15 protein-coding genes and 1 riboswitch are annotated in these 14,848 nt (G+C 31.2%); all 15 genes read left to right on the top strand.

All coding sequences use genetic code 11. The features are described 5' to 3' along the window. Nucleotides 1-98: 98 nt before the first annotated feature. The 15 genes from B5D41_RS09995 to B5D41_RS09925 all read left to right on the top strand — a co-directional run bounded on the left by B5D41_RS09995 (nucleotide 99) and on the right by B5D41_RS09925 (nucleotide 14,845). Nucleotides 99-518 (top strand): nucleoside recognition domain-containing protein, encoded by a 420-nt coding sequence (locus tag B5D41_RS09995; RefSeq protein WP_078810487.1) that lies wholly within the window; start codon nucleotides 99-101, stop codon nucleotides 516-518. 24 nt (nucleotides 519-542) lie between these two features. Next, entirely contained in the window at nucleotides 543-1,001 is a 459-nt protein-coding gene (locus B5D41_RS09990) for a nucleoside recognition domain-containing protein (protein WP_078810486.1), read from the top strand. 24 nt (nucleotides 1,002-1,025) lie between these two features. Further along, nucleotides 1,026-1,937, top strand: a complete 912-nt coding sequence (locus tag B5D41_RS09985; RefSeq protein WP_078810485.1) for a DMT family transporter — start codon at nucleotides 1,026-1,028, stop codon at nucleotides 1,935-1,937. 190 nt (nucleotides 1,938-2,127) lie between these two features. Then, nucleotides 2,128-2,213: riboswitch (cyclic di-GMP riboswitch) on the bottom strand. Between the two features lie 316 nt (nucleotides 2,214-2,529). After that, nucleotides 2,530-3,564, top strand: coding sequence for a low-specificity L-threonine aldolase (ltaE, locus tag B5D41_RS09980; protein WP_078810484.1), 1,035 nt, complete (start codon nucleotides 2,530-2,532; stop codon nucleotides 3,562-3,564). Nucleotides 3,565-3,694: 130 nt separating this feature from the next. Next, complete coding sequence (gene aroE, locus B5D41_RS09975; protein WP_078810483.1) at nucleotides 3,695-4,567, top strand: shikimate dehydrogenase; 873 nt, start codon at nucleotides 3,695-3,697, stop codon at nucleotides 4,565-4,567. A gap of 271 nt (nucleotides 4,568-4,838) precedes the next feature. Then, nucleotides 4,839-6,536: a GspE/PulE family protein gene (locus B5D41_RS09970; RefSeq protein ID WP_078810482.1), complete on the top strand. Its 1,698-nt coding sequence runs from the start codon at nucleotides 4,839-4,841 to the stop codon at nucleotides 6,534-6,536. A gap of 12 nt (nucleotides 6,537-6,548) precedes the next feature. Further along, nucleotides 6,549-7,595 (top strand): type IV pilus twitching motility protein PilT, encoded by a 1,047-nt coding sequence (locus tag B5D41_RS09965; protein WP_078810481.1) that lies wholly within the window; start codon nucleotides 6,549-6,551, stop codon nucleotides 7,593-7,595. Nucleotides 7,596-7,617: 22 nt separating this feature from the next. Beyond that, entirely contained in the window at nucleotides 7,618-8,835 is a 1,218-nt protein-coding gene (locus B5D41_RS09960) for a type II secretion system F family protein (protein ID WP_234983930.1), read from the top strand. 138 nt (nucleotides 8,836-8,973) lie between these two features. Continuing rightward, nucleotides 8,974-9,462, top strand: a complete 489-nt coding sequence (locus B5D41_RS09955; RefSeq protein ID WP_078810480.1) for a prepilin-type N-terminal cleavage/methylation domain-containing protein — start codon at nucleotides 8,974-8,976, stop codon at nucleotides 9,460-9,462. Between the two features lie 397 nt (nucleotides 9,463-9,859). Then, the gene (locus B5D41_RS09950) at nucleotides 9,860-11,347 is read left to right on the top strand and encodes an O-antigen ligase family protein (protein ID WP_159442938.1); all 1,488 of its coding nucleotides are present in this window, start codon (nucleotides 9,860-9,862) and stop codon (nucleotides 11,345-11,347) included. Further along, nucleotides 11,344-12,096, top strand: coding sequence for a prepilin peptidase (locus B5D41_RS09945; RefSeq protein ID WP_327293036.1), 753 nt, complete (start codon nucleotides 11,344-11,346; stop codon nucleotides 12,094-12,096). Before B5D41_RS09950 ends, B5D41_RS09945 begins: the two co-directional genes overlap by 4 nt. Before the next feature lie 37 nt (nucleotides 12,097-12,133). Then, entirely contained in the window at nucleotides 12,134-12,586 is a 453-nt protein-coding gene (locus B5D41_RS09940; RefSeq protein ID WP_078810478.1) for a type II secretion system protein, read from the top strand. Nucleotides 12,587-12,606: 20 nt separating this feature from the next. Next, the gene (locus tag B5D41_RS09935) at nucleotides 12,607-13,026 is read left to right on the top strand and encodes a type IV pilus modification PilV family protein (RefSeq protein ID WP_078810477.1); all 420 of its coding nucleotides are present in this window, start codon (nucleotides 12,607-12,609) and stop codon (nucleotides 13,024-13,026) included. Nucleotides 13,027-13,030: 4 nt separating this feature from the next. Further along, complete coding sequence (locus B5D41_RS09930) at nucleotides 13,031-13,615, top strand: PilW family protein (protein WP_078810476.1); 585 nt, start codon at nucleotides 13,031-13,033, stop codon at nucleotides 13,613-13,615. Between the two features lie 156 nt (nucleotides 13,616-13,771). Next, a complete protein-coding gene (locus tag B5D41_RS09925) occupies nucleotides 13,772-14,845 on the top strand; it encodes a hypothetical protein (protein WP_078810475.1) in 1,074 nt (357 codons plus the stop codon). The last annotated feature ends 3 nt before the right edge of the window (nucleotides 14,846-14,848 follow it).

The following is a 14,848-nucleotide window of genomic DNA, read 5'->3' as shown; positions in this document are numbered from 1 at the left end:
CCTTTGACTAATTATGGTTAAAGGTAACTTTCTTTTTATGTAGAAGTTTATGTAGAAGTTATAATTGAAAAAGATGAGAAAGATAAAGGAGGTAAGAGATGCTGCAAGTTAATACTATAAAACGAGGCTTACAAAAAGGATTAAATACATTTATTACTTTAATTAAAATTATTATTCCGGTTTATGCATTAGTAACAGTCTTAAAGTATACTTCATTAATGCAGATACTCTCCACCTGGATGGCACCAATGATGGGGTATTTAGGATTGCCTGGGGAAGCTATCATGGTTTTAGTAAGTGGTTATTTTTTAAATATATATGCTGCTATTGCGGTAATGACTAGTCTTGATTTAGCACCGCGGGCAATAACAATTTTAGGTACTATGATAGGTTTATCTCATAGCTTAGTTATTGAAACAGCAATTATTAAACAGCTCAAGATTAAGACTACATTATTGGTTATTTTGAGAGTTATTCTTTCTTTAGTTGCCGGATTTATACTTAATATATTATTGTAAAAAAAGATGAGGGAGGTTTAAGGTATGCCCTGGAATCAAATCATAAATGAGATTATAACAGGAAGTATAGGAACAATTAAGAAGCTTATTCTAATTATCTTTCCATTAATGTTATCATTAGAGATAGGTAAAGATTTAGGGATTTTAGATAAAGTGTCTGATTTGTTTGCTCCAGTAGTTAAGATTTTTAAGTTACCTGCAGAGATGAGTCTGCCTTTATTAGTAGGGCAGATTTTTGGACTAGCTTATGGGGCTGGTGTAATTATTCAAACAGTAGAGGATGAACAAGTACCTAAGGGTAAGTTATTAATTATGGCAGTCTTTTTAATTGTTTGTCATGCTGTAGTTGAAGATACATTATTATTTGTTGCCATCGGAGGTAATGGTGCAATTATATTAGGGACTAGATTGATTTTGGCAGTAGTAATTACCTATTTTTATAGTAGAGTAGCAGTTGAAGAAGAAGTAGTTACTAGAGCATAATTAGGAAATGGAGTGGAAGAGAAGATGAGAAGATATGAAGAAGTGTCAACAAAAAAGAGAGTTAAGGCAGATTTATCTCTATTATTTGTTGTAGTGGTTTGGGGGACTACTTTTGCAGTTATGAAGGATGTATTTAATACTATAACTCCTTTTTATTTTTTGACTTTAAGATTTAGTTTTGCTGCCTTATTTCTAGGTGTTATCTTTTACAAACGGTTAAAAAAATTAGATTTTGCAACATTAAAATCTGGAATGTTAGCTGGAATATTCTTATTTGGAGGATATGCCTTTCAAGTTACTGGATTGAAGCTAACAACAGCTTCTAAAGCGGGATTCATTACTGGATTAGCAGTAATTTTAGTTCCAATTTTTTCTGCTTTAATTTTTAAAAAGATGCCGTCAATGATGACGTGGTTAGGAGTGATTTTAGCTACTATAGGCTTAGGATTATTAACATTTAATGGTGAATTTATTTTTAATAAAGGTGACTTATTGGTATTAAGCTGTGCAGTATCCTTAGCATTACACATATTATTAGTTGATAAGTATGTTGAGAGTAAGGATTCGATTCTGTTAGCTATTGTTCAGGTTGGTATGGTGGCTATTTTAAGTATTATTAGTGCTGGGTTAGAAGGAAGCTTTGTAGCTGTGTCAGATATGAGTATCTGGATTAGTATAATCTATATGGGAATTTTAGGTACAGCTTTAGCATTTGTGATTCAAAATAAAGCTCAGACATTTACTACTCCAACTAGAACTGCAATAATATTCTCAATGGAACCTGTTGTTGGAGCAATATTTGCTTATCTATATTTAGGTGAGATGATATCTATTAACGGTTATTGGGGCGGTGCATTAATAGTATTCGGTATGTTATTAGCAGAAATTAAGTTTGGTAACCTTAAAGGTTTATTTGAAGAGATTACAGAAGTATAAAGGATTCTTGTTTATTATTAGTTTTGATAGTAATTAGATTAATAGATGTTAAACTGAAAAGGATGTCTCTTAAGAGACATCCTTTTCAGTGATACAAGGGGGTTTAAAAAAATTGATTTTAAAAATAAAAATTCCTTTCTATAACAACTACAAAGCTGCACAGAAAGGAATATATTAATCAAGTGTCCTCCTTGGCAACCTGGCAGTCTCAATCTTTTAAAAGAGAGACCCATAGTTTTGCGCCCTCGTTTCGCAACGAGTTTGCCTTTAGCAAGGTCAATATTTAGTTTGTATTTATATAGTAACATATTATAGAAGAAAAGTCAATAATTTATACTAAAAAATAATAATTATTGAATATTTGGATATAATTAACAAAATTATTAAAAAGATTAACTATATGACTCTTTACAAATATAGTTAATCTTTTTCTTCTTAAGAGTTGAATATTATAAAAGGTTAAATAGGGCTAAATAATAAGCAGGATTAATAGTATAATAGAGAGAATTATGAAGTTAGCTAGTGAATTGAGTCTAATAAGTTTTTTTAGGATTAAATAAATTAATTATTAAAAATAGGAGTGTGATTAAGAATGCAAGTAGTCGATTTAAGAAGTGATACTATTACTAAACCAACACTTAAAATGCGGGAGGTTATGGCTCAAGCTGAAGTAGGAGATGACGTTTATGGAGAAGATCCTACAGTTAATCGATTAGAGAATATGGCTGCTGAATTGGTAGGTAAGGAAGCAGCATTATTTGTACCAAGTGGAACCATGGGAAATCAGTTAGCGGTGATGACTCATACCCAACCTGGTGATGAGATTATTTTAGGTCAAGAGTCTCATATTTTTTATTATGAAGTAGGAGGTTTTGCTAAATTATCAGGTGTACAAGCTAGAACTCTTGATGATAGTATAGGTATTTTTTCAGGGGATGATTTAAAAAGTGTTATTAGAGATGATAATATTCATTATCCTAAGACAGGACTAATCTGTTTAGAAAATACTCACAATCGGGCCGGTGGAGTTGCTATTACTAAAGAAAAGACAGATATGATTTGTAAAGTTGCTCAAAAGAATAATATTCCTATTCATCTAGATGGAGCGAGATTATTTAATGCTGTGATTCAGTTAGATATAGAAGTTAAAGAGCTAGTTAAAAATGTTGATTCAGTGATGTTTTGTCTTTCTAAAGGATTAGCAGCACCAGTTGGTTCTATTTTGGCTGGTTCTAAAGAATTTATAGAGCAAGCTAGAAAGAATAGAAAGATGCTAGGGGGCGGAATGAGACAATCTGGAATTATAGCAGCGGCTGGTTTAATTGCTTTAGATGAGAGGGTAGAAGAATTGCAGGTTGATCATGACTTAGCTAATAGATTAGCTAAGGGAATTAAAGAAGCTGGTTTAAAAGCGATAGATATTAAAGAAGTAAATACTAATTTTGTAATTTTAGAGGTTGATGAAGATGTATATACTACTGATGAGGTCTTAGAGATATTAGCGGAGCATGGAGTAAAGATGACTTATTTCGGTTCTGGATTAATTAGAGCAGTAACTCATAAAGATTTATCTGTTGGAGATATAGACTATGTCATTGAGGTAATGAATGGTGAGTTATTAGTGTGAGTGTCTGTGTCAGGAATCAGTGTCAGGCAAGGTAAGGTTAGAGCTAAGTTAATAATCTAAAAAGCAGGAGCTTATTTAATTTCCCCTGACACTGCCACTGACAACTATGAAGGAAAGGAGCTAAAATATTATGCTAAAAATACCGATAGATAATTTGCCCAAAACAGAGATAGTTGGATTATTAGGTTATCCAGTAGAACATTCCTTCTCGCCATTAATGCATAATGCTGCTTTTAAAGAATTAGATCTAAATTATTTATATCTTCTATTTGAAGTTCTTCCTAAGAACTTAAAGGCAGCTATAGATGGTATAAGAGGATTAAATCTAAAAGGGGTTAATTTAACTATTCCTCATAAGGAAAAAGTGATTCCTTATTTAGATGAAATTTCTAAAGAAGCAGAACTTATTGGAGCGGTTAATACTATTAAGAATGACGATGGAAAATTAATTGGCTATAATACTGATGGTAAAGGATTTGTTAAATCATTATTAGAAAATGATTTTTATCCACAAGATAAGAATGTTTTAGTCATCGGTGCTGGTGGAGCTGCTAGAGCAGTAAGCTTTCAATTAGGGTTAGAAGGAGTCAATGGGTTATATATTACTAATCGTACTTTTGAAAAAGCTGAAGTATTAGTTAAAGAAATTGACACAAAATTGCATTTAAAAAGAATAGAATCTGTTCCGCTAGAGGAGCAAAAGTTGTATAATATAATAAGTAAGATAGATTTAATAGTAGATACTACTCCAATTGGAATGCACCCAAATCATAAAGTACCTCCGGTGATTAATCCTGAAATGCTTCATCAGGAACTAACAGTAGTAGATTTAGTCTATAACCCAGTGGAGACTACTTTATTGAAAGCAGCAAGAAAGGCAGGAGCTAAAGTTATTAGCGGTTTAGGAATGTTAATTCACCAAGGAGCAATAGCTTTTGAAATTTGGACGGGAAAAACAGCACCAACAGAGATTATGAAGAAAGAATTTGAAAAATATTCTTAAATAAAATGAAATTTAAAATATAGTAAAAAATGTAACAGAATAAAGGTGGATAAAGTGGTATCCAGAATATTATGTAATAAACTTATAATATTAGGTATAGATGACAAATATATAAATATTTAGTTATTAAGTGATTAATAGTTATATTTATCCAATAATTTTCCAAATTAGAAGGAATTTTGGTATTGATATAGAAATATTTTAGTGATAGATATTACAAACAGTAATATCTGTATAATGAATAAGAATAATTATATTACAGGTGATATAAATGATAAAGAAAAAACGGTTAGGTGATATTTTAGTTGAAGTAGGCTTGATTACTAAAGAAGAACTGAATAAAGCTTTAGATAAACAAAGAGGAAGTGGAGAGAAAAGGTTAGGCCAAGTTTTAAAAGATATGGGATTAGTTACTGAAGATCAGGTGATGGGTGCTTTAGAACATCAGTTAGGTATTCCACAGGTTGATTTAAAGAAATTTATAATTGATACTGATATAGTTAAATTAATTCCTAAGGCATTGGCTGAAAGACATATGGCTATTCCGATAAGACAGAAGAACGATATTCTAACTGTTGCTATGGAAGATCCGTTAGATGTATTAGCCATAGATGATATTAGGCTTAAAACTGATTATGAAGTTGTACCTGTTATTGCTAGTAAAGAAGAGATTAGATATGCTATAGATCAATATTTTAGTAATGAGAAGATGATTAATGAATTTATTAAAGATGTCAATGCTACGAAAGATACTGATGGTCAGGATATAGAAGTTGATAAACTACAAGAAATGGTAGAAGAAGCACCAGTAGTTAAATTAGTTAATAATATTATTCTAGAAGGTATAGAGTTAAGAGCTAGTGATATTCATATTGAGCCTCAAGAAGCAGAAGTAAGGATTAGATATAGAATTGATGGTATTTTACATAATGAAATGACTGTTCCTAAACATACTCATTCAGCTTTTGTTTCCAGGATTAAGATAATGGCTGATATGGATATAGCTGAAAGAAGGATTCCTCAAGATGGTAGAATTCAGATGATCGTTAAAGATAAAGAAGTAGATTTACGAGTTTCTATATTACCAACTGTAAAAGGAGAAAAGGTTGTCATTAGAATTTTAGATAAGAGCAACCTAATGTTAGATGTTGATGAATTAGGCTTTCTAGAAGAACATAAGAAGCAATTTAAAGAGATGATTCATAGCCCACATGGGATATTATTAATTACAGGCCCAACCGGAAGCGGTAAAACAACTACTCTTTATTCAGCTTTGAGTTCTTTAGATACAGACTCTGAAAATATAATCACTGTTGAGGACCCGGTTGAGTATAGATTAGATGGAATTAATCAGGTTCAAACTAATCCTAAAGCCGGACTTACATTTGCTAGTGGCTTGCGTTCAATCTTACGTCAGGATCCTAATATAGTGATGGTAGGAGAGATTCGAGATAAAGAAACAGCAAAAATTGCTATCAATGCTGCCTTAACTGGTCACTTAGTATTAAGTACTTTACATACTAATGAAGCATCTGGAGCTTTAACTAGATTAATAGATATGGGGATTGAACCTTTCTTAGTAGCATCTTCAGTAATTGGAGTTATTGCTCAAAGACTAGTGAGAAAAATATGTGATGAATGCATAAGTGAAGAAGAGAATATATTAGTTGATTCTAGATTAGAAGAGTACTTAGGTAATGGAAGAGATAGTATTACCTTAAAACATGGAAGTGGATGTAGAGAATGTAATGAGACTGGATATAGGGGTAGAACTGCAATCCATGAAATGTTAAAGATTAATGATAAGGTTAAGCGGTTAATAGTTAATAAAGCATCAGCGGCTGATATTGAAGAAGCAGCTAAAGCTGATGGGATGATTACTCTTGAAACTTGTGGCTTAGAAAAGGCTAATCAAGGGATAACTACTCTAGAAGAAGTAATGAGGGTGACAAAAGTGCAAGTCGACTAAGGGGGCAATTAGATGGAATTAGTTGATATATTGCAAAAGGGAATAAAGTTAGGTGCTTCTGATATTCATTTGACTGTTGGTATTAATCCTACTTATAGAGTCAATGGCAGATTAAGAAGTAAAGGCACTGAGGTAATAGAATCTGATCAACTTAATGCATGGGTTAAAGAGCTGATGGGTCCTAAACAAGAAGAGAAATTTGAGAGTAAAGGTCAAGTAGATTTTACTTATTATCAAGGAAAGTATACATTTAGAGTTAATGCTTTTCATCAACGAGGAAACCCAGCAGTTGTATTAAGGGTAATTCCCAATGAAATTATGGGATTAAATACTTTAGGATTACCAGATACATTAGAAAAGATGGCATTAAAACCTAGAGGTTTATTTGTAGTAACGGGCCCCACCGGGAGTGGGAAGTCTACTACTTTAGCAGCTATGATTGATTTAATTAATCGACGAAAAGATAAACATATTGTTACTTTAGAAGATCCAATTGAATATGTACATCAACATAAGAAGAGTATAGTTAATCAAAGAGCTGTTGGTATAGATACTGATAGTTTTGCTAATGGATTGCGTTCTGCTTTACGTCAAGATCCAGATATTATTATGGTAGGAGAGATGAGGGATCGTGAAACTATTTCTACTACTATCGAAGCAGCAGAGACAGGTCACTTTGTTTTAGCAACAATGCATACAAATAGTGCTTTAGAGACTATTGAACGGATTATTAATTCATTTCCTCCTTATCAGCAGCCACAGATTAGAATTCAATTAGCTTTAACATTAAAAGGGGTTTTATCTCAACAATTAATCCCAACATTTGATAATTTAGATCGAGTTGTAGCTACAGAACTTTTAATAGCAAATGCAGCAGTACAGAACTTAATTAGAGAAGGAAAAACTTATCAATTAGAATCGATAATGCAGACTAGTAAAGATAAAGGTATGCATACAATGGATAATTCATTATGTGAATTATATTCAGCAGGAAAGATAAGTCGATCTGATGCTTTAAGTAGGGCAGTAGATGTTCAAACATTAAGGAAGCGAATATAGCCATTTAGAATTGAAGGGGGTGATGACCATCGCTCAGTTATTCGATTATAAAGTTAGAAATGAAGATGGAGAATTATTAGAAGGTGTTATAGAAGGAAAAAGCAAGGAAATTGCTGGTGATAGACTTAAAGATAAAGGATATTATATAATTTCTCTTGAGCAGGACGAGGATAGTAGTGATATTAGTGAACAGTTGAAACAATTAAGACATGTAAAGACTAAAGATTTAGCTTCTTTTTGTAGGCAGTTTGCTACTATGATTAATTCTGGACTTTCATTAGTAAGGTCTTTAGATATATTAGTAGATCAAATTGATAACCCCAGGCTACAGGGAGCGGTTGAAGAGGTGCAAGATGATGTAGAGAGCGGATTAGATCTCTCTACTGCTTTAGGGAAACATCCAAATATATTTCCAAAGTTATTTATTAGTATGGTCGAAGCTGGAGAAACTGGTGGAGTTTTAGATGAAGCATTATTAGAAATGGCTGAACATTTTGAGAAAGAAAGTGAGATGAAACAACAAGTAACATCTGCATTAGTCTATCCGGCAGTTATCACTTTAGTGGCCATTGGGGTAGTAACCTTTTTAGTTGTTGGAATTTTACCTACATTTGAAAGCATCTTTGCAGGGATGGATAGACAATTACCTCTTCCTACAAGAATTTTATTACAGATTAGTGATCTTTTTCAAAGTTATTGGTATATCCCTTTAATTTTGATTGGAATCATTCTTTTCATTAGTTATCGCTATTATAGAACAGAAAATGGGAAGCGGAAGATAGATTATATTATATTGAAGATGCCTATTTTTGGTGATTTAATTACTAAGATTACGATTACTAGATTCAGTAGAACTTTAGGTACATTACTAAATAGTGGAGTTTCAATTTTGGAGGGATTAGAAGTTGTAAGTAGAGTAGTCTCTAATCAAGTAATAGTTGATGAAATTAATAGAGTTAGGCAGAGTGTTAGTGAAGGAGAGAACATGGTGGCTCCATTAAAACAGAATAAACTATTTCCAGAGATGGCATTGCAGATGATTAGAGTTGGTGAAGAGACAGGTACTTTAGATGAGATGTTAAAGAAGATAGCTCACTTTTATGAGCAAGAAGTAGAGCATAAGGTAGAATGGATGGTTTCTTTAATAGAACCAGTTATGATTCTAGTGTTAGGTGTAGTAGTAGGGGGCATAGTTATCTCTATGATGTTACCGATGTTTGACATGATGCAAGGATTTTAATTAGTAGTGTCAGTGGTCAGTGTCAGTTATTACTGACATTGATAACTAACTAGGGAGGTGATTAAGAGGATTTCTTAATAGAATTTATATTAGTTGTTAATTATGTAGTAAATTTTAAATTAATAAGGGGGAATAAAAATGATAAAAAAAATTAGAGAAAGATTATCTTTTTTAGCAGAAGGTGAAGAAGGCTTTACTTTAATTGAATTGATGATTGTAATTGCAGTTTTAGGTATTTTGGCTGGTATTGCTATTCCTAAGCTTGGTGGAGTACAGGATAAAGCGAAGGAGGCAGCTCTTACTACTATGGGTGGTACAATTAGAACAGGTATGGAAATGTACAATGCTCAAGAGGGAGATTATCCTACAGTTAATGATGGACGTAGTATTAGTAATTTTAGTGAGTTAGCTAGTGCTTTAAGTGTAGTAGGAGTTGATTTAGAAGCGCCAGATGTTTTGGATACAAGTACAAGCACAGGTACAGGTACAGGTATTACTTATAATGCTGATGATGATCAATATTTAATAGTACTTCCTAGTACTGCAAGTTCAACAATATATTATGTTGGAGATCAAGGAGTTTCAACTACTACAGGTGATGCTACTAGTGGTGGTGCTGTTAACTAGGATGATAAAATAATTATTACAACCTGGTTGACAACAACCAGGTTGTAATCTAGCAGTAAATTTTGTTAGTGAACTATTTATTTCTTATGTTATAGTTATTATTGAAAATTAGGAGATTACAATGAGAGTACAGAAACGGAATTCAAATATTAGATATTTATTTCCTATTGTTTTTATAATAGGGGCAGTGCCTTTAATAGTATTTGGGAAAGAGATTCCCTTAAAAGGTGTATTATTAGGGTATTGGGTTAAAGAATTAGATTTTTTCTCATATTATAAAATGGTGTTTCTCTTAATTAGTATTGTATTAGCATTAGTAATATCTTTTATATATTTTTTCAAAGGAGGAAGGATAAAAAAGACTTATTATTATGTTTCTATGGAGATATATGGTGTAATGATCATTCTATCAACGATGTATTCTGCTTATCCTAAAGTAGCAGTTTGGGGATTTCCTGATCGTTATGAAGGGATGCTTGTTTTATTATCATATTTAGTTGTAATGTTTCTAAGTATAAATTTAATAAATCATGAACGAGATATGAAATTTTTATTAAGAGTATTATTTATTTCGGCTAGTCTTATTTCAATAATAGGTCTTTTACAGTACCTTGGATTTGATATTTTTGCTAATGTAATTGAGAAAAAATTAATTTTACCCGATACTTTAAGCAAACTTAGTAATGAAATTAATATTAAATTTGACTATATTTATTCCACTTTATATAATCCGAATTATGTTGGAAGTTATATGGGAATGTTATTTCCTTTGACAGTAGCTTTATATATTTCAATTGAGAGTAAAAGAGATAAAATAATTTTAGGGTGCCTTAGCCTTTTAATATTTTCTAATTGGTTGGGATGTCTTTCTAGAGCAGGTATTATTGCTGGTTTTGGTTCTAATATTTTATTGTTCTTACTATTAACCAAAGAAAAATTAATGAAAAGTCGTTTACCAATATTAATTTTAGGAATTAGCTTTATACTTGTTTTTACAGTTATGAATTATACAGGAAACGGACGATTAATTAGAGAACTATTATCATTCAATAAAGAAATTCAAAAAGACACAAGAAGCTTAGAGAATATTGTGATTAACAAAAATAGACTATTAATAGTTACTGATAAAGATGAGTTACTAATAAAGATTAATTCTGATAATAGATTAGAATTTTTTAATAAAGATAATAAGATAATTAATTATAATATGGAAGAATCAAATGGAAAAATAAAATTTAAGAATAAAGAATATCAGAATTATAGATTTAAATTTATTAAGTCTACAAATTTATTAAATTTTGAATATGGAAAGGAAAAAGCTGATTTTAAGATTAAAACTAATCATGAAAAGGAATTTTTGATTTTAGGATTTATGGGTCGTGGATGTAAAACAGATGAAGTAGAAAAGTGGGGATTTACTAATCATGAAGGCTTTGCTAGTCATAGAGGATATATTTGGTCGAGGTCAATTCCACTTTTGAAGGAAACGTTTTTCACTGGTTATGGACCTGATCTTTATGCTCTTTATTTTCCACAGTTTGATACTGTAGGAAAACTGATTAATTTTGGAACCACTAGAATCATAGTAGATAAACCACACAATATGTATTTGCAGATTGCAATTAATACAGGGATTATTTCATTGATAACAGTACTATTAATGTTTGGAAGTTATATATACTCCAGTATTAAGCTCTACTGGAATAGAAACTTAAATGACTTTTATAGTAAAACAGGAGTAAGTATCTTTGTAGCCATAGTTGCTTATCTAATAGCTGGCTTATTCAATGATAGTGTGATTTCAGTAGCACCGGTATTTTGGACTCTACTAGGAATGGGGATTAGTATTAATTTAAAACTAAAGAAAGGTATGAAAACTAGATGACATACATGATGATTATCATCTTCATTTACGGTTTATTAATTGGTAGTTTCTTAAATGTAGTAATATATCGCTTGCCTAATGATGAATCAATCATTTTTCCACGTTCTAGTTGTCCTGAATGTAATACTAAATTAGGAATAATAGATTTAATTCCAGTCATTAGCTTTTTAATAAATAAAGGCAGATGTCGTTATTGTGAAACTAAGATTTCTTATCAATATCCAATAGTTGAAATTTTAACGGGAATATTGCTTAGTATGCTATTTATGTATTACCAATTTAGCGCTAAGTTTTGGATGTATTCTTTCTTGGTTTCATTATTAATCATCTGTACTTTTATTGATTTTAGGCATAAAATTATTCCTAATAAGATAACATATCCAGGAATTATAATTGGACTCATATTGAGTCTATTATTTAATCATATTTCTTTTAAATCTGCTCTATTAGGAATGGTGATTACTGGAGGAACATTACTATTAATTGCGATATTAACTAAAGGTGGGTTAGGGATAGGTGATGTGAAGTTTGTAGCTATGATTGGAACTTATTTAGGAACTTCCTATACATTAATGGGAGTATTTATTGGATCTTTTGTTGGTTCGATTTTAGGTATAAGTTTAATTGGTTTAGGTATTAAAGGTAGGAAGGATAGTATTCCTTTTGGTCCTTTAATAGCAATGGGTACTATATTAATGATGCTGTGGGGGCATAAAATTATTGCTTGGTACGTTAGTATTTATAACTAATATACGTTTAAAATAAAACGGTAAGAGGTAGTTGATAATGAAATTAAATTACAAGGGGAAAGAAGAAGGTTTTACGTTATTAGAGATTATGGTTGTATTAAGTCTTGTTGGTATTTTAAGTTCTTTAATCATCGTAAGAAGTGGAAATTTAGTATCAAGATATAGATTAGAAGCAACTATTAATGAGATGACATCTGATTTTAGACGAGTACAACAAAGAGCTATAAGTGAACAAGTTACTTATGGGATTAGATTTAATCCAACTAATGAGACATATACATTATTTAACGAAGATGATGGAGATATTGAAACTAAAGATCTAGATGATAGCTTAGAATACGATGATGTTGTTTTCGGAGGAGATCAAGAGGTAACATTTAAGCCTATAGGAACCGCAGATAATGGACATATTACAGTAGCTAATGATAATAACGATGGATATACAATTTGGGTTAGTATTTTAGGTAGAATTAGGTTAGAGAAGGTATAAGTGGTACTGGGGGAAGATAAATGTTTCAAAAAGAGTCTTTACAACAGGAAGAAGGTATGAGTCTGATTGAAGTGGTAGTTGGAATTACTTTATTAACTATTGCTTTAATTCCGATGATGAATTTCTTTGCTAATAATACGAGGATGACTCATAATCTTGGAATGAGAGAAAAGGCACTTAATTTAGCTCAAGCTACAATAGAAGGGTTAAAAGCCCAAGATTTTGATAGTTTAAGTGATAGTACTGATGATTATGGTAACATTACTATTGATGTTGATGGTGATGGGAATAGTGATTATTTAAATTTTAGAAGAGTAATTAAAATTGAACCATATCCAGCTGATCCGGGTGATTTAGCTATAAGATTAGTAACTGTAGAAGTTTTTTGGGATAATGATAACCAACATGTAGAGTTACAGACTCTAATTGCAAGAAGGTGATTGAATGATTAAGCAAGAAGAAGGTTTTACTCTAATTGAAATTTTGATTGTGCTAGCAATTTTAGGAGTAGTGAGTACAGCTATATATAATATTAATATTACAAGTTGGAGAGTATTTCATTTTAATCAAGATCAAGTAGATTTACAGCAAAATGGTAGGATAGCTATGTTAAGAATAGTTGATAGAGTAAAAGGAGCAATGGATGTAAGAGTAGTGAATAATGGTGAAGAGAATGATGAATTGCAGATAAAGTGGGAGAATGAGGATGAGGATGGTAATATTAATATCAATTATAGTAGATATTCAGTTTCTGATAATACTCTTTATTATGAGTATGTTTTACTATCTGAAATACCTAGTGATGATTCAGATTCTTGGCCCACTGATAACGATTGGAATACTTTGAGTCGTAGTGCTCCAATTACTACTGAAGTAGTAGATAGTATTCAATTTAATTCTAATTCTACAACAGATGCAGGAAATGTAAATTTATTGGGGATTAATTTGAGCCTTTCGGAGAACCCTGGGAATAATGATGCTCAAACATATGAATTACATAATGAAGTCTTTCTCAGAAATGTTCAATAAAATAATCATAATTTATAGTGAGGTTGATTAATAAAAAGAAAGTATCTAATATTGCAACAACTTTTATGAATTATTATATGGCATTTAGACTTAGCATTTAAACTTATCAACCTTAAGGACGGATTCTATTTATGGCATTAATGAAGGGGGATAAGTATGCTAACTATGTTTAATGATGAAAGTGGTTCGGCAATGGTGTTAGTTTTTTTAGTAATGACAATTATGATAATAATGACTACTAGCATGATGGCAATTGTGACTAATGAAATAAACATATCTAAAGCTAAGGCTGATGTAGTGCAGGCTTCCTATTTAGCAGAAGCTGGAATAGAGAATGTTATAAATGTTATTAATAATAGACCATTAGCTTTTACTAATGGGGTAGAAGATTTTATCAATGAAAGGAGTTCTAATTTAACTAGCATTTTATATAATGATTCAACATTAGGATATAATTATGATAAAGATGATGATGGTAGCATAGATAAAGATGATATTCAGAGAAATGGTAAGGTTTATACCATTACATCTGAAGGAGAAAGCAATGGGATTAATCGTACTACAAGTGTAGATGTTGAAATTGATGATCTGAATGCATTTGAGAATGCTATTACAGCTGGTGGTGAAATAGATATTAATAAGACTCTAATTTTGCAAAAACCTTTTGTTGATGTTATTGGTGGTCAGGTAGAGAATGCTAATAATATACTTGATTTTAAATTCAGCAAATATAAAAAAATAGCTCAAGTTAAGGATCAATATTTTACTAGTATTAATAAATTTAAAAGCACATTTGGATTAATAGAAGGTGTAACTATGCCACCAGGTGTTGTTTATATTGATAATGATTTACCTGATTTATCATTTTTGATTGGAGTAAAAGGACATAGTAAAGAAAAACCCACGATTCTAGTGATTGATGGGGATGTTAAGATTACAAACTTTCTTTCTAGTGGTGGAGAGAATATATATTTTATTGTTAATGGGAAGTTTGAACTTAAGTATAGTACTACAATGGATGTTAATAATATTTTTATATATGCAGAAAAAGGTGTTTCTCTTAGGGCATTGCATTTAGATTATTCAGGGGTAATAATGACTCCTGAAAGTGTTACTTTACGTAACCTTGATCTTGTTTCTTCAGATGTGACTTATAAGCCTATAGACATCGGAGCACTACGTCCTATAGATCAAGGTTGGATTGACATTAAAGGATATCAGTATAATTAAAGA

The organism is Selenihalanaerobacter shriftii (assembly GCF_900167185.1).
Classification (GTDB): domain Bacteria; phylum Bacillota; class Halanaerobiia; order Halobacteroidales; family Acetohalobiaceae; genus Selenihalanaerobacter; species Selenihalanaerobacter shriftii.
This window is presented reverse-complemented; position numbering and strand designations above follow the sequence as displayed.